General features: G+C 69.9%; 14 protein-coding genes and 1 riboswitch. Of the genes, 7 read left to right on the top strand and 7 right to left on the bottom strand.

What is annotated here, in order from left to right; translation table 11 throughout:
- The first annotated feature begins 13 nt into the window (after window positions 1–13).
- The 5 genes from GTY58_RS13720 (at window position 14) to GTY58_RS13700 (ending at window position 5,814) form a co-directional block, all read left to right on the top strand.
- Entirely contained in the window at window positions 14–424 is a 411-nt protein-coding gene (locus GTY58_RS13720) for a hypothetical protein (RefSeq protein ID WP_010984058.1), read from the top strand.
- A gap of 285 nt (window positions 425–709) precedes the next feature.
- On the top strand, window positions 710–1,816 hold the full coding sequence (gene rlmN / locus GTY58_RS13715; protein ID WP_010984057.1) for a 23S rRNA (adenine(2503)-C(2))-methyltransferase RlmN: 1,107 nt from the start codon (window positions 710–712) through the stop codon (window positions 1,814–1,816).
- Between the two features lie 24 nt (window positions 1,817–1,840).
- Window positions 1,841–1,946, top strand: a riboswitch (TPP riboswitch).
- Window positions 1,947–2,026: 80 nt separating this feature from the next.
- Window positions 2,027–3,112, top strand: a complete 1,086-nt coding sequence (locus tag GTY58_RS13710; protein WP_010984056.1) for a thiamine ABC transporter substrate-binding protein — start codon at window positions 2,027–2,029, stop codon at window positions 3,110–3,112.
- On the top strand, window positions 3,088–4,776 hold the full coding sequence (locus GTY58_RS13705) for an iron ABC transporter permease (protein ID WP_078234458.1): 1,689 nt from the start codon (window positions 3,088–3,090) through the stop codon (window positions 4,774–4,776). Before GTY58_RS13710 ends, GTY58_RS13705 begins: the two co-directional genes overlap by 25 nt.
- The gene (locus GTY58_RS13700; protein WP_010984054.1) at window positions 4,777–5,814 is read left to right on the top strand and encodes an ABC transporter ATP-binding protein; all 1,038 of its coding nucleotides are present in this window, start codon (window positions 4,777–4,779) and stop codon (window positions 5,812–5,814) included.
- Between the two features lie 120 nt (window positions 5,815–5,934).
- Here the strand turns inward: GTY58_RS13700 and GTY58_RS13695 are convergent, their stop codons facing one another.
- The 7 genes from GTY58_RS13695 to GTY58_RS13665 all read right to left on the bottom strand — a co-directional run bounded on the left by GTY58_RS13695 (window position 5,935) and on the right by GTY58_RS13665 (window position 12,651).
- A complete protein-coding gene (locus GTY58_RS13695) occupies window positions 5,935–6,579 on the bottom strand; it encodes an LAETG motif-containing sortase-dependent surface protein (RefSeq protein WP_242432151.1) in 645 nt (214 codons plus the stop codon).
- 177 nt (window positions 6,580–6,756) lie between these two features.
- On the bottom strand, window positions 6,757–7,875 hold the full coding sequence (locus GTY58_RS13690; RefSeq protein WP_010984052.1) for an LOG family protein: 1,119 nt from the start codon (window positions 7,873–7,875) through the stop codon (window positions 6,757–6,759).
- Window positions 7,876–7,901: 26 nt separating this feature from the next.
- Complete coding sequence (locus GTY58_RS13685; protein ID WP_010984051.1) at window positions 7,902–8,309, bottom strand: VOC family protein; 408 nt, start codon at window positions 8,307–8,309, stop codon at window positions 7,902–7,904.
- A gap of 90 nt (window positions 8,310–8,399) precedes the next feature.
- Window positions 8,400–9,794 carry a hypothetical protein gene (locus GTY58_RS13680; protein ID WP_010984050.1) on the bottom strand — a complete coding sequence of 465 codons (1,395 nt, stop codon included), beginning with the start codon at window positions 9,792–9,794 and terminating at the stop codon, window positions 8,400–8,402.
- On the bottom strand, window positions 9,776–10,513 hold the full coding sequence (locus GTY58_RS13675; RefSeq protein ID WP_010984049.1) for an ATP-binding cassette domain-containing protein: 738 nt from the start codon (window positions 10,511–10,513) through the stop codon (window positions 9,776–9,778). Before GTY58_RS13675 ends, GTY58_RS13680 begins: the two co-directional genes overlap by 19 nt.
- Window positions 10,514–10,771: 258 nt before the next feature.
- The gene (locus tag GTY58_RS13670; RefSeq protein WP_010984048.1) at window positions 10,772–12,151 is read right to left on the bottom strand and encodes an aspartate aminotransferase family protein; all 1,380 of its coding nucleotides are present in this window, start codon (window positions 12,149–12,151) and stop codon (window positions 10,772–10,774) included.
- Entirely contained in the window at window positions 12,136–12,651 is a 516-nt protein-coding gene (locus tag GTY58_RS13665; protein ID WP_037649711.1) for an Lrp/AsnC family transcriptional regulator, read from the bottom strand. The genes GTY58_RS13670 and GTY58_RS13665 overlap by 16 nt, the downstream gene beginning before the upstream one ends.
- Before the next feature lie 174 nt (window positions 12,652–12,825).
- Between GTY58_RS13665 and GTY58_RS13660 the strand changes: the two genes are divergently transcribed.
- Together GTY58_RS13660 and GTY58_RS13655 are read left to right on the top strand one after the other, a co-directional pair.
- Window positions 12,826–14,265: a gamma-aminobutyraldehyde dehydrogenase gene (locus tag GTY58_RS13660; RefSeq protein WP_010984046.1), complete on the top strand. Its 1,440-nt coding sequence runs from the start codon at window positions 12,826–12,828 to the stop codon at window positions 14,263–14,265.
- A gap of 250 nt (window positions 14,266–14,515) precedes the next feature.
- The gene (locus GTY58_RS13655; RefSeq protein WP_010984045.1) at window positions 14,516–15,706 is read left to right on the top strand and encodes an extracellular solute-binding protein; all 1,191 of its coding nucleotides are present in this window, start codon (window positions 14,516–14,518) and stop codon (window positions 15,704–15,706) included.
- Window positions 15,707–15,966: the final 260 nt, after the last annotated feature.

Raw genomic sequence — 15,966 nt, 5'->3', positions numbered from 1 at the left:
GGGGATTTCCGTCTTGCGCTTGAAAGCGATTCCGGCAGTCACTGCAATTGCCGCCGCGACGTTCCTCGGAGCTGCCGCCAGCCCGGCGCAGGCCGGCACCGGCCTGCTCATCGCGGTGCAGATCAACTCGTTCCAGGACTGGGGCAATTTCAACCAGGACCCGGTGGAAAGCACCAACACTCCCGGTGACGCCATCCGGGCCTGTGACTGGACGGCGGACGGGTGGGCCGTCACGTCCTACCTGGATGTCGGCAGGAACGGAACGTGGGACCGCACGGTTTCGACGAGCGGCGTTCCCTCGGATTTCTGTACCCACTGGGAAACCGGCAACCTCGCCGAGGGCACCAAGGTGACCATCAAGGCGTGTAACACGAAGGCCGGTTACGCCCCGAAGAACTGCAAGGAAGAGGACACCGTCGCTTAAGGATCGCTTTTCCTTGCGTGATGCGGTTCTTGTCACGCACTGGGCCGGGCGTCCCCGGCACCCGTGACGACCGTGACATCCCGTGGAGGCGGGCCCGGACACAATCCGGTGCCCGCCTTTTGCGTTTCTCCCAGGGGGGCCGTCTTTGGGCCGCCCGAGAAGGTCCCACGACGACCGGGGGCGACCGGAGGCCACCAGGGGCGACGAGGGGGTTGATGAGGGGTGACCAGCGCAACCGGCTCGGCCCCCAGGTCACCCGATTCGATCTGCGACACTGGTACAGCCATGCCTAAGCCCGGAGAACTCACTTTCGTCGCCCCGCGCGGAGCCAAGAAGCCGCCGCGGCACCTTGCCGATCTCTCGCCCGCCGAGCGTAAAGAGGCTGTTGCCGCGATCGGTGAGAAGCCGTTTCGCGCCAAGCAGCTCTCGCAGCACTACTTCGCGCGGTACGCGCACGACCCGGAGCAGTGGACCGACATCCCCGCCGGTTCCCGCGCCAAGCTCCAGGAGGCGCTGCTTCCCGACCTGATGACGGTCGTGCGGCATCTGTCGACCGACCAGGACACCACCCGCAAGACGCTGTGGCGGCTGTTCGACGGGACGCTCGTCGAGTCGGTGCTCATGCGCTACCCGGACCGGGTGACGATGTGCATCAGCTCCCAGGCCGGGTGCGGTATGAACTGCCCGTTCTGCGCCACCGGACAGGCGGGCCTGGACCGGAACCTGTCGACCGGCGAGATCGTGCACCAGATCGTGGACGGCATGCGGGCGCTCAGGGACGGCGAGATTCCCGGCGGCCCCGCCCGTCTCTCCAACATCGTCTTCATGGGCATGGGCGAGCCGCTCGCCAACTACAAGCGGGTCGTCGGTGCGATCCGGGCGCTCACCGACCCGGAGCCGGACGGGCTCGGGCTGTCGCAGCGCGGCATCACCGTGTCGACCGTCGGGCTCGTCCCGGCCATCCACCGGTTCGCCGACGAGGGCTTCAAGTGCCGGCTGGCCATCTCCCTGCACGCCCCGGACGACGAGCTGCGCGACACTCTCGTGCCCGTCAACACGCGGTGGAAGGTGCGGGAGGTGCTGGACGCCGGCTGGGAGTACGCGGCCAGGTCCGGACGCCGGCTCTCCATCGAGTACGCGCTGATCCGGGACATCAACGACCAGGCCTGGCGCGGTGACCGCCTCGGCCGGATGCTCAAGGGCAGGCCGGTGCACGTCAACCTGATCCCGCTGAACCCGACGCCCGGCTCGAAGTGGACCGCCTCGCGGCCCGAGGACGAGAAGGCGTTCGTCGAGGCGATCGCCGCCCACGGGGTGCCGGTCACCGTCCGGGACACCCGTGGCCAGGAGATCGACGGAGCCTGCGGCCAGCTCGCGGCCACCGAGCGGTAACCTGTCCCGCGTAGGTACATCTTCATATTCCGACAGGGGAGCGCCACAGCGCTGAGAGTGCGGGAGAGTCCGCAGACCCTCTGAACCTCGCCCAGGTCATTCTGGGTAGGAAGTTCGGTCATCACTCAAGCTGTTGCGCCCTGCCCGGGAACTCGTCGGAGGCTCCCGGGCAGGGCCGCGTCTTCTCCTGGTCACTCCAGGAGGAATTCGGTGAGCACCACCAAGAAGTTCACGGCCGCGGCCCTGGCCGCCGGGCTCGGGCTCGTCACGCTGTCCGCGTGCGGCTCGTCCGGCTCGGGCGGCGGCGACGCCGACTCCAAGACGGTGACCCTGGTCAGCCATGACTCGTGGGCCGCCTCGAAGAGCGTGCTCGAGGACTTCGAGAAGCAGTCCGGCTACACGGTGAAGGTCCTCAAGGATGGCGACGCCGGGCAGGCGGTCAACAAGGCGATCCTCACCAAGGACAACCCGCAGGGCGACGTCTTCTTCGGCGTCGACAACACCCTGCTGTCGCGGGCGCTCGACAACGGGCTGTTCCAGCCGTACGAGGCCAAGGGCTCCGGCCTGATCCGCCCCGAGTACCAGGTGGACCGGGCCAAGCACCGGGTGACACCGATCGACTCCGGTGACATCTGCGTCAACTACGACAAGAAGTACTTCGCCGACCACAAGCTGGACCCGCCGGCCTCCTTCGGCGACCTGGTCGAGCCGCGGTACAAGAACCTGCTCGTCACGGAGAACGCCGCCACGTCCTCGCCCGGCCTCGGCTTCCTGCTGGGGACGGCGGCCGAGTACGGCGACAAAGGCTGGCCCGACTACTGGAAGAAGCTCAAGGCCAACGGCGTGAAGGTGGTCGACGGCTGGGAGCAGGCCTACAACCAGGAGTTCTCGGGCTCAGCAGGCGGCAAGAAGGCCAAGGGCGACCGGCCGCTGGTCGTCTCCTACGCCTCGTCCCCGCCGGCCGAGGTGATCTACGCCAGCCCCAAGCCGAAGACCGCGCCCACCGGGGTCGCGAGCGGGACCTGCTTCCGGCAGGTCGAGTACGCGGGGCTGCTGAGCAACGCGAAGAACACCAAGGGCGGCAAGGCGCTCCTCGACTTCCTCGTCACCAAGGAATTCCAGGAGGACATGCCGCTGAACATGTTCGTGTACCCGGTGGTCAAGGGTGCTCAGGTCCCCGCCGAATTCAGCGAGTTCGGTCCGGCGGCCAAGAGCCCCGAGACCCTGGCCCCGGCCGAGATCGCCGACAACCGTGACCAGTGGGTCAAGTCGTGGACCTCGCTCGTACTGAAGTAGAGCCCCCGGCGCGCAAGGGGCTCTCCCGTGGGAGCGCGGCGCGGCTCGGGCTCATGGCCCTGCCCGTCGCGTTCTTCGGGGTGTTCTTCGCCTACCCCGTCGCGGCGATCGTGGCGCGTGGTCTGAAGGCCGACGGGGCCTGGCAGTGGGGGCGGATCGGTGACGTACTGGCGCAGTCCGGCATACAGCACGTCCTGTGGTTCACCACCTGGCAGGCGTTCGCCTCGACAGCGCTCACGCTGCTGATCGCGCTCCCCGGCGCATATGTCTTCGCACGCTTCGATTTCCGGGGCAAGCAGGTGCTGCGGGCCGTCGTCACCGTCCCGTTCGTGCTGCCGACGGTCGTCGTCGGTACGGCCTTCCTGGCCCTCGTGGGCCGCGGGGGACTCCTCGACGAGCTGTGGGGCGTACGGCTCGACACCACCGTCTGGGCGATCCTGCTCGCGCACGTCTTCTTCAACTACGCGGTCGTCGTCCGCACCGTCGGCGGTCTCTGGGCGCAGCTCGACCCGCGTCAGGAGGAAGCCGCGCGGATGCTCGGCGCCTCCCGGTTCGCGGCCTGGCGCAAGGTGACGCTGCCGGCGCTGGCCCCGGCGGTGGCGGCGGCCGCGCTGATGGTCTTCCTCTTCACCTTCACCTCGTTCGGTGTGGTGCAGATCCTCGGCGGTCCCACCTTCTCCACCCTCGAAGTCGAGATCTACCGGCAGACCTCCGAGATCTTCGACCTCGCCACGGCCGCCGTGCTGACGATCATCCAGTTCATGGCGGTCGGCGCGATCCTCGCCGTACACGCCGGGACCGTGCGCCGGCGGGAGGCCGCGCTGCGGCTGGTGGACGCATCCATGACGGCGCGCAGGCCGCGCGGGGCGGGACAGTGGGCGCTGCTCGGCGCCGTCCTCGCCACCGTCGCCGTACTCCTGGTGCTGCCGCTCGCCGTTCTCGTCCAGCGCTCGTTCGACGCGCCCGGCGGCCACGGATTCGCGTACTACCGGGCGCTGACGCACGACGACGGCGGGACCTTCCTCGTCGCACCGATCACCGCCATCGGCACCTCTCTGCAGTACGCGCTCGCCGCCACCGCCGTCGCCGTGCTGATCGGCGGGCTGGCCGCCGCGGCCCTGACCCGGCGCGACGCCGGCCGTCTCGTGCGTGGTTTCGACGCGCTGTTGATGCTGCCGCTCGGCGTGTCCGCCGTGACCGTCGGCTTCGGGTTCCTGATCGCCCTCGACAAGCCGCCGCTGAACCTCCGCGGCTCGTGGATTCTCGTGCCGCTCGCGCAGGCGCTGGTCGGTGTCCCCTTCGTCGTCCGCACCATGCTGCCCGTCCTGCGCGCCGTGGACGAACGGCTGCGCGAGGCGGCGTCCGTGCTCGGGGCCTCGCCGTGGCGGGTGTGGCGCGAGGTCGATCTGCCGATGGTGCGGCGGGCGCTGCTGGTCGCGGCCGGGTTCGCCTTCGCCGTGTCGCTGGGCGAGTTCGGTGCGACGGTCTTCATCGCGCGGCCCGACAACCCGACGCTGCCGGTTGCCGTGGCCCGGCTCCTCGGACGCGCGGGTGACCTCAACTACGGGCAGGCGATGGCCCTTTCGACGATCTTGATGGTGGTGTGCGCGGTGGCACTGCTGTTGCTGGAGCGCGTCCGTACCGATCGGACCGGGGAGTTCTAGATGCTGCTGAGCCTGAAGGCCGCGACCGTACGCTTCGGCGGGCGGGCCGTGCTCGACGCCGTCGACCTCGATGTCGCCGAGCACGAGACCGTGTGTGTGCTCGGGCCGAGCGGCAGCGGCAAGTCGACGCTGTTGCGGGCGGTCGCCGGGCTCCAGCCGCTCGACGAGGGACAGGTGGTCCTGGGGGGCCGGGCGATGGACTCGGTGCCTCCGCACAAGCGGGGGGTGGGTCTGATGTTCCAGGACCATCAACTGTTCCCGCAGCGGGACGTGGGCGGGAACGTCGCTTTCGGGCTCCGTATGCACGGGGCTTCGCGGTCCGAACAGGAGGGCCGGGTGCGGGAGTTGCTCGACCTCGTCGGGCTGCCGGGCGCCGCGCGGCGGGCCGTCGCCTCCCTCTCCGGCGGCGAGCAGCAGCGGGTCGCGCTGGCCCGCGCGCTGGCGCCCCGTCCCCGGCTGTTGATGCTCGACGAGCCGCTCGGCCAGCTCGACCGGTCGCTGCGTGAACGCCTGGTCGTCGAACTCCGGGAACTGTTCACCGAACTGGGTACGACCGTGCTCGCCGTCACCCATGACCAGGGCGAGGCGTTCGCGCTCGCGGACCGGGTCGTCGTGATGCGCGCCGGGCGGATCGCCCAGTCCGGTACGCCCCTTGAGGTGTGGCGGCAGCCGGCCGACGAGTTCGTGGCCCGCTTCCTCGGCTTCGACAACGTGGTCGGTGCGACCGTCGCCGGGGAGGCCGCCGACACGCCGTGGGGCAAGGTCCCGGTGCCGGAGGGGTCCCCGCAGGGGCCGGGCACGCTGCTCGTCAGGCCCGCCGGCGTGCGGCTGGCGGATGCCACCGAGGGGCTTCGCTGCACCGTGGCCGCCCGCACGTTCCGGGGCACCCATGTCGCCGTGCACCTCCAGCCGGAGGACGACGCACCGCGACTGGAAGCGGCGTGCGCGCTGCGGGACGCGCCGGAGCCCGGGGAGACGGTCGGGGTGGCGTTCGACGTGGCCGACATCGTCGTACTCGGAGGCGCTTCCGGCGCATAGCGTGCGGATCGCGCGCCGGACGCGCCCGGGCCGGTTGCTCTCGACGAGCGGGACAGACATGTGGCCCGCCCCTGCTGAAGGGGCGGGCCACAGGTGCGTACGAGAGGTGGTGCGGAGGTGTCAGCCGGCCTTCGACGCGCCGCGGCGGCGCATGCCGAAGAACACCGCTCCGCCGCCGATGACGACCAGGCCGCCGGCGATACCGGCGATCATGCCGGTGTTGGAGTTCGCACCGGTCTCGGCGAGGTTCGACTCACCGACCGCGGGCGAGGGGGCGTTGTCCGAGGCGGCCGGCGGCGTGCTGCTGTCCGACGTCGACGGGGTCGCGGACGGCGTCGCCGAGGACGACGGCTTCTTCGACGGCTTCGGGGTCTTGGTGGCCGGCGGGGTCGTCTCCGTCTTGCACGCCGTGGCCGGGGTGGTCAGGTTCGGCTTGATGTCCTCGTCGACCTGGTTCCCGGCCTTGACGTGGATGCGGTATTCGGCGTTCGGCTTCCAGGCCTCGTCGAAGGTGATGGTGACACCTTCGCGCGAGCCCTTGACCTCCTGCTCGCCGATCTTCTTCACGTCGGCGCCGTTGTTCTCGAGGAACACGGAGACGACCGCGGGTACGCCGGAGGGGTCCACGTCTTTGACGGTGATGACACTCTTGGTGCCGTCGCACTTGGCTTCGGCGGAGAACTCACTGATGTTGCAGGCCATTGCGTTGCCCGCGACGCCGAGCGCGAGCGCGGCCGTGGCGGAGGCAACTCCGAGGATTCGCACAGAACGTGCGGTACGGCGAGATATGGACACGATTGCCCTTCACAGGAAGTACAACTGCGGGGGGTTGGGAGGTCCTGCGTGCGGTAACAGCACCCCCAGGAGTCTCACAGGTTTATAAGCGACGGGTAAGCACTGTCAATGCGCATGTCCGGCATGCCCGTCGGCTTTGCCCGCTCATTAACCACCGAGGCGTTTGAGAGCCCCCGGGGCGTCCTCGATGCGGTCCACCAAGGCGATGCGGGACTCCATCGAGCGTTCCCGCGCCAGGGATTGGAGCAGCGGCCAGGCCGGCAGCCGCTCGGTCCAGTGGGTGCGGTCGACGAGGACCATGGGCGTGGGTTCGCCCCGGGACTCGTAGTAGTTGGGGGTCGCGTTGTCGAAGATCTCCTGCACCGTGCCCGCGGCGCCCGGCAGGAACACAACGCCCGCGTTCGAGCGGGCCAGCAGCCCGTCCTCCCGGGTCGCGTTGGCGAAGTACTTGGCGACGTGCGCGGCGAACGCGTTCGGCGGCTCGTGGCCGTAGAACCAGGTGGGGATGCCGACCGAGGGGCCGCCGGCCGGCCAGCGCTCGCGCACGTCGAAGGCGGCGCGCGCCCACTCGGTCACGGACGGTGTGAACGACGTTGCTTTGGCGAGGAGTTGGAGCGCCTCGGTGAGCATCTCGGGCCCGAAGGGGGCCGCGTAGGCGCCGAGGTTCGCCGCCTCCATCGCGCCCGGGCCGCCGCCGGTGGCGACCGTGAAACCGGCGCGCGCCAGTTCACGGCCGAGCCGGGCCGCGCCCTCGTACTCCCGCGTGCCGCGTGCCATGGCGTGCCCGCCCATCACGCCCACCACCCGCGCGCCGACGAGGAGTTCGTCGAGGGCGTCCGAGACGGCGTCGTCGTGGATCGCGCGCACCATCGACGCGAAGATGTCGCCGTCGGCCTTCGTCCGCTGGAACCAGGCGTACGCGCGGGCGTCGGGCGTCGCCTCGTAGTCGGTGTCGAGCGAGTCGAAGAGCTCGTCCGGGGTGTAGAGCCGACCGCGGTACGGGTCGAAGGGCAGGCCCGGGACCGGCGGGAAGACCAGCGCGCCCGTGGCCCGTACGCGCGCCGCCGCCTCGGGGTCCATCGGGCAGCCCAGGAAGACGGCGCCCGCGCAGTCCATGGTGAGCAGCGCCCGCGTACGGGCCGTCAGATCGACGGCCTGTACGCGGTACCGGGCGAGGGAGCCGCGCTCCGAGACCACCTCGTCGAACTCCTCGAGGGACTCGATCTCACGGTCGTGGGAAGCGGTGGGTGAAGGTATCGGCTGCACCCGCCCATGCTAGGCACTCCCGGATTTCAGCCCTGGACCGCCGCCGGATCCATCCACACGATCTCCCAGGTGTGGCCGTCCGGGTCGTCGAAGGAGCGGCCGTACATGAAGCCGTGATCCTGGGTCTCCCCGCTGCTCGTGCCGCCCGCGGCGAGGGCCTTGTCGACCAGTTCGTCGACCTTCTCGCGGCTCTCGGCGCTCAGACAGAGCAGCACCTCGCTGGTCGTGGTCGGGTCGGCGATCCGCTTCTTGGTGAAGTCGGCGTAGCGCTGCTTGCTCAGCAGCATCGCGATGATCGTGTCGCTGATCACGACGCATGCGCAGTCGTCCGTCGTGAACTGCGGGTTGATCGTGTAGCCGAGCTCCGTGAAGAACTTCTTCGAGGCGTCGACGTCGTCGACGGCGAGGTTCACGAAGATCATCTGCTGGTACATGAGGGGTCTCTCCCGGTGGTGTGGTGTGCCGTACGGAGAGGTGGACCGTGCGTCGCCGCGAAACTCATCGCTCGCCGGCCATATTTCCGCTCAGCCCGTCAGCGGCATGGCCGCCAGCTCGGCGACCGCCCAGGTCAGCGGGACGAACACGGCGACCAGGGCGCCGGCGCGCAGCAGCGCCGCGCTGCGCAGCATGGTGGCCGGCGCACCGAGCCGCAGCAGCGCCGCGGTGGTCTCCGCGCGCGCGTGCTTGGCCTCCACCGCGGCCGTCACCAGCGTCGCGACGGTGCAGCCGGTCACCAGCAGCGCGCCCAGCGTGCTGAGCGGCCCGAAGGACGGCCGAGCCCCGGCGTACAGCGTCGCCGTCGCGTACGCCCCCGACGCCACCGCGCACACCACGCCGAGCGGTTGCCCGATCCGCCGTGCCTCCTCCTGGAGCACGCGCCCGGCGAGCAGGCGCAGCGCGCCGGGACGTAGGGCCTGGAGCAGCCACCCGCACAGATACGTGATCGCGGGCCCGGCCAGCACGAGGCCCATTGCGGTGAGCGTCCAGCCCGCCAGCACCCCGGCGGGTCCGTCCGCGAACCTGCCCGGCAGGGCGAGGCCGGGCGCGGGCCCCGACTGGCTCGCGTACATCTCGACGGCGAGACCGGCGGCGAGCACGGCCACGCTCCAGGGGAGACCGCCGGGGGCCGGCTGGGGCACGGCGGGGCGCTGCGGGTCCAGTGGCTCGGCCGGGACGTCGTGCGGTGTGGCGGAGGAGGGTGCGGCGGAGGGGGTGGGGCTGTCGGCGGCTGTCCCGGGTGCGGTGGACGTGCTGTCCGTGTCGGCGGCAGGGGGAGTGTCGGCCGTCGGGGTCGTGCCTGCGGTGGTGGGCGTGCCGGCCGTCGCGGACGCGCCGGCGGTAAGGGGCGTGCCGATCGTCGGGGACGTGCCGGCCGTGGTGGACGTGCCGGACATACGGGCCTGCTTCTCGCCCCGCGGCCGCAGCACCAGCGCGCTCGTGACCGACGCCGCCAGTGGCACCAGGGCCAGCAGGGTGAGCGCCCCCGGCAGGGGCAGGGGCTGGTCCGCGGCGAGGAACTCGGCCGCCGCCCCGTCGAACGGCATCCCGGTCAGATCGCCGCGCAGATGCAGGAAGAACAGCAGGGCGAGCATCGAGCCGAGGGTGGTGGACAGGGCGGTGGTCACGGCCGAGACGGCCATCAGACGTACGGGGCCGAGGCCGATCGCCGAGAGGCCCGGGCGCGGGCGGGTGCCCGGGTCCGTACGGGCCACGGCGACCGCGAAGTACACCGTGGCCGCCATCGGCGCCACGCACCACGCCAGCCGCAGCACCGAGCGAGCCGAGGCGTCCGGGTGCGCCATCGCGTAGCCCAGCGTGCCCAGCAGCAGGAAGCCGGTGCCCGCGGCCGCCGCCGTGACCAGCAGTCTGCGGAGCTGGACCAGGGGGTGGGCCCCGCGGGCTAGACGGAGAGCGAGCACGCGGCCCGGCCTTCCGTCTCGGCGACCGGGGGCAGATGGACGGTGTGCACGCGCCGTCCGTCGCGCAGTGCCACCGTCCGGTCGGCGAGCGCCGCGGTGTCCGCGTCGTCCGTGGCCAGGACGACCGTGATGCCGTGCGAGCGGGCCGCCGTGGTGAGCGTCCGCAGCACATGGGCGCGGTCGGCGCTGTGCAGCGGGGCGGTGGGCTCGTCCGCGAAGAGCACGGTGGGGGCGGGGGCCAGTGCGCGGGCGATGGCGACCCGCTGCCGCTCGGCCTGGACCAGCGCGTAGGGGCGCTTGCGGGCGCAGTCGCCGATGTCGAGGCGCTCCAGCCACTCCAGGGCGGTGGCTTTCGCCCGGCGGCGGCCGGTGCCGCGCAGCATGAGCGGCAGGGCGGCGTTCTCCCATACGTTCAGCTCGGGGACCAGCAGGGGGGCCGGGTCGATCCAGCCGAAGCGGTCGCGGCGCAGCCGTTCGCGGGTGAGCGGGCCCATGGTGTGGACCGGCGTGCTGTTGAACCAGACCTCGCCCCGCTGGGTCGGGAGCAGTCCGGCCAGGCACTGCAGGAGCGTCGTCTTGCCGCTGCCGCGCGGGCCGGTGACGGCGAGGATCTCGCCCACGCGCACACCGAGCGAGACACCGTTGAGCGCGGGGGAGCCGTTGTGTGTGAAGTGCAGGGTGCGTGCCCAGAGCACGTCGTTGTCCGGCGGGGCCACCATGGGCGTACACCTCGGTTCAGATCGGAAGAGCCGTGCGAAGTCCCCCGTCCGGGGGAACGAAGGCAGGGCCGATCGGTCACTTGGCACGCTAGGGAGTCGGGGCCGTCGGGCCGGACAGCACGCGGCCCCGGGCCGCCCTTTCTCACTCGAACGGGCGGCACCGGGGCCGGTGTTGATCAGCTGATCAGAGGTATGCGGTTCAGCGGTAGGCGGACCTGGGGTACAGGGACTGAGGTACGCGGATCCGCGCTACGCGGGTCAGAGCTTCGTCCACGCCTCCGTCAGCACCTGCCGGATGATCGATTCGATCTCGTCGAAGGTCGACTGGTTGGAGATCAGCGGCGGCGACAGCTGGATGACCGGGTCACCGCGGTCGTCGGCGCGGCAGTAGAGGCCGTACTCGAAGAGCTTCTTGGAGACGAAGCCGTAGAGCACGCGCTCCGACTCCTCGTCCGTGAACGTCTCCTTGGTGGCCTTGTCCTTCACCAGCTCGATGCCGTAGAAGAAGCCGTTGCCGCGGACGTCGCCGACGATCGGCAGGTCGTGCAGCTTCTGGAGCGTCGTGAGGAACGCGGACTCGTTGTCCAGCACGTGCTGGTTGAGGCCCTCGCGCTCGAACAGGTCGAGGTTGGCGACACCCACGGCGGCGGAGACCGGGTGGCCGCCGAACGTGTAGCCGTGCAGGAAGGTGTTGTCGCCCTTGTAGAACGGCTCGGCGATGCGGTCGGAGACGATGCACGCGCCGATCGGGGAGTAGCCCGAGGTCATGCCCTTGGCGCAGGTGATCATGTCCGGTACGTAGCCGAACTTGTCGCAGGCGAACATCGTGCCGAGGCGGCCGAAGGCACAGATGACCTCGTCCGACACCAGCAGCACGTCGTACTGGTCGCAGATCTCGCGCACGCGCTGGAAGTAGCCGGGCGGCGGCGGGAAGCAGCCGCCGGCGTTCTGCACCGGCTCCAGGAAGACGGCCGCGACCGTCTCCGGGCCCTCGAAGAGGATCTGCTGCTCGATCTGGTCGGCGGCCCAGCGGCCGAAGGCCTCGGGGTCGTCGCCGAAGAGCGGGGCGCGGTAGATGTTGGTGTTCGGGACCTTGTGGGCGCCCGGGACCAGCGGCTCGAAGGGGGCCTTCAGGGCCGGCAGGCCGGTGATGGACAGGGCGCCCTGCGGGGTGCCGTGGTAGGCGACCGCGCGCGAGATGACCTTGTACTTGGTCGGCTTGCCCTGGAGCTTGAAGTACTGCTTGGCGAGCTTCCAGGCGGTCTCGACCGCCTCGCCGCCGCCGGTGGTGAAGAAGACCTTGTTGAGGTCGCCCGGGGCGTAGTTCGCAAGGCGCTCGGCCAGTTCCACGGCCTTCGGGTGGGCGTAGGACCACACCGGGAAGAAGGCCAGTTCCTGAGCCTGCTTGAACGCGGTCTCCGCCAGCTCCGTGCGGCCGTGGCCCGCCTGGACCACGAACAGACCCGAGAGACCGTCGAGGTAGCGCTTGCCCTTGTCGTCGTAGATGTAGGTGCCCTCACCACGGACGATGGTGGGAACGGGCGCGTTCTCGTACGAGGACATGCGGGTGAAGTGCATCCACAGGTGGTCGTACGCGGTTCGGCTGAGGTCCTTGCTCACGGCTATCGGGTTCCCCACATATAGGTCTGCTTCTTGAGCTTCAGGTAGACGAAGCTCTCGGTGGAGCGCACGCCGGGCAGGGCCCGGATGCGTTTGTTGATGACGTCCAGCAGGTGGTCGTCGTCCTCGCAGACGATCTCGGCGAGGATGTCGAACGAGCCCGCGGTCATCACCACGTACTCGACTTCCGACATGGCGGTCAGCGCGTCCGCGACCGGGTCGAGGTCCCCCTCGACATGGACGCCCACCATCGCCTGCCTGCGGAAGCCCACGGTGAGCGGGTCCGTGACGGCGACGATCTGCATCACGCCCTGGTCGAGCAGCTTCTGGACGCGCTGGCGTACGGCCGCCTCGGACAGGCCGACGGCCTTGCCGATCGCGGCGTACGGGCGACGCCCGTCCTCCTGGAGCTGCCCGATGATGGCGAGGGAGACGGCATCCAGCTGGGGAGTGCCGTTCCTGGACTCGCGGGAGTCCCTCTGGTCTGCGCTTCGACTGGCCACGACCTCACTGTGCACGAGGAGTCGTTTGTTTCGCAAGGCTCGATCGATGAAATTCGTTGTTTACGTGAGGGAAGCCTGCGGATTTCGCAGTTCTGGCGGGATCGGGGGTGTTGAAAACGTGGGGGCACGGATTAGGGTGGGTGTCTCAGCGTTTGGACACTCGTACTCCCGAACTTTGGAGGCCCGGCAGTGAGCACCGAGCTGCGTCGTCTGCGTAACCACATCGACGGCGAATTCCGTGACGCCGCCGACGGACGGACCACCGAGGTGGTCAACCCCGCGACCGGTGAGGCGTACGCGACGGCGCCACTGTCCGGGCAGGCGGACGTCGACGCCGCCATGGCGGCCGCCGCCGCGGCCTTCCCGGCCTGGCGCGACCAGACCCCGGCCGAGCGCCAGAAGGCCCTCCTCAAGATCGCGGACGCGTTCGAGGAGCGGGCCGAGGAACTCATCGCGGCCGAGGTGGAGAACACGGGCAAGCCGATCGGGCTGACCCGCTCCGAGGAAATCCCGCCGATGGTGGACCAGATCCGCTTCTTCGCGGGCGCCGCCCGCATGCTGGAGGGGCGGAGCGCCGGCGAGTACATGGAGGGGATGACCTCGATCATCCGCCGCGAGCCGATCGGCGTCTGCGCCCAGGTCGCGCCGTGGAACTACCCGATGATGATGGCCGTGTGGAAGTTCGCCCCGGCCCTCGCGGCGGGCAACACGGTCGTCCTCAAGCCGTCGGACACGACGCCCGCCTCCACCGTCCTGATCGCCGACATCATCGGTTCGATCCTGCCCAAGGGTGTCTTCAACGTCATCTGCGGCGACCGTGACACCGGCCGCGCGATGGTCGAGCACCCGACACCGGCGATGGCCTCCATCACCGGTTCGGTCCGCGCCGGCATGTCGGTCGCCGAGTCCGCCGCCAAGGACGTCAAGCGCGTCCACCTGGAGCTGGGCGGCAAGGCGCCGGTCGTCGTCTTCGAGGACACCGACATCCCCAAGGCCGTCGAGGACATCTCGGTCGCGGGCTTCTTCAACGCCGGGCAGGACTGTACGGCCGCCACCCGCGTCCTCGTCCAGGAGTCCATCCACGACGAGTTCGTGGCCGCGCTCGCCAAGGCGGCCGCCGACACGAAGACCGGCCAGCCGGACGACGAGGACGTGCTGTACGGGCCGCTGAACAACCCGAACCAGCTGAAGCAGGTCGCCGGCTTCGTCGAGCGCCTGCCCGCCCACGCCAAGGTCGAGGCGGGCGGTCACCAGGTCGGCGAGAAGGGCTACTTCTACGCCCCGACCGTCGTCTCGGGCCTCAAGCAGGACGACGAGATCATCCAGAACGAGGTCTTCGGACCGGTCATCACCGTCCAGTCCTTCACGGACGAGGCGCAGGCGATCGAGTGGGCGAACGGCGTCGACTACGCCCTCGCCTCCTCCGTCTGGACGAAGGACCACGGCCGCGCGATGCGCCTGTCGAAGTCCCTCGACTTCGGCTGCGTGTGGATCAACACGCACATCCCGCTGGTCGCCGAGATGCCGCACGGCGGCTTCAAGAAGTCCGGCTACGGCAAGGACCTCTCGGCGTACGGCTTCGACGACTACACGCGGATCAAGCACGTGATGACGTCGCTGGACAGCTGACGTCGCCGGCCGGCTGACGTCGTCGGCCGGCTGAGGGCGTGAACGCCGGGGCCCCGGACGGGAGATGATCCGTCCGGGGCCCCGGGTGTTTCCTCTCGGCGCCGGTCCGGCGGTCAGGCGGTCCGGCTGTTGCTGTTGCAGCTGCCGGTGCCGTCGGCCACGGAATGATCGACAAGGTGTCGGGCCGGAGCGGATGTGCTCGACGCAGCGTCGATTGCCCGCCCCCGGACAGGGGCGGCATGCTGCAAGGGTGCCCCAGACTCCTAGGACGCCCTCGCTCTCCCGCCGCTCCCTCCTGCGTGCGCTGGGCGGCACCACCGCGCTCGGCGCCCTCGCCGGCTGTGGCGTGCCCGCCGCCTATGTGCAGCCCGGCGACCGTGCCGCCGCGGACCTGTCCGTCAGCGACAAGCGGCTGACCTGGGCGAACTGGCCGCTGTACATCGACACCGACGACAAGGACACGACCCGGCGTCCCACGCTGGAGGCCTTCGAGAAGCGCACCGGGATCTCCGTCGACTACGTCGAGGAGATCAACGACAACGACGAGTTCTTCGGGAAGATCAGCCCGTCCCTGATGAACCACCAGCAGACGGGCCGCGATCTCATCGTCATCAGCGACTGGATGTGCGCCCGCTTCGTACGGCTCGGCTGGGTCCAGGAAATGGACCGCGCACGCCAGCCGAACGTCGCCAGGTACCTCGATCCGCTGCTGCGCTCGCCGGCCTTCGACCCGGGCCGCACGTTCTCGGTGCCGTGGCAGTCGGGCATCACCGGTATCGCGTACAACCGCCGCAAGCTGGGCCGCGAGATCAAGCATGTGTCGGACCTGTGGGCGAGCGACCTCAAGGGCCGGGTCACACTCCTGTCCGGCCTGGACGAGGCGTTCGCGCTGCTGATGCAGGGCAACGGCGTGGACATCACCCGGTGGACGGCGGACGACTTCCACAGGGTCTGCGACCAGGTCGAGAAGCATGTGCGCAGCGGCCAGATCCGCCGCTTCACGGGCAACGACTACATCAAGGACCTCTCCAGTGGCGACGTGCTCGCCTGTCAGGCGTACTCGGGCGACGTGATCCAGCTCCAGGCGGACGATCCGGACATCCACTTCGTCGTCCCGCAGGAGGGGGCCGAGCTCTGGGCGGAGTCGCTGATGATCCCCAATCTGGCGCGCCACAAGGCGAATGCGGAGCGGCTGATCGACCACTACTACGAGCCCGCGGTCGCCGCCGAACTGGCAGCGTGGGTCAATTACGTCTGCCCCGTCCCGGCGGCCCAGGACATCCTGGCCTCGTCCAAGGACGAGGACACCGCCGCCCTCGCCGAGGACCCGCTGATCTTCCCGGACGCGTCGATGCGGGGGCGCCTGGCGATCGCGCGGGACATCACGTCCACGGAGCGCGTGGAGTTCGCGAAGCGGTGGAACGCGATCGTGGGACTGTAACAGGGCCACGTACGACGTGTGACGAGGATTTTTAGTTGGCACAAAAGAGGGATAGTTGGCACTGACTCAGCGTTCGGCAGTGGCGGTGCAGGTCACGCAGTGATGCTGCTGACAGGGGTTTGAACTGCTGTTATGCCGGGGTGCGGTTGCAGTGATTGAGCGGGGGCCGTCGTTTCCTCAGCCGCTGCGACCGGGATGTCGAGCGGAAGCGCCTTGCCTTGGTCGCGGGTTCTCATCACATGAGTCGCGTCGAGGTTCAG

The organism is Streptomyces sp. SID5469, from assembly GCF_009862865.1.
GTDB lineage: Bacteria > Actinomycetota > Actinomycetes > Streptomycetales > Streptomycetaceae > Streptomyces > Streptomyces avermitilis.
This window is presented reverse-complemented; position numbering and strand designations above follow the sequence as displayed.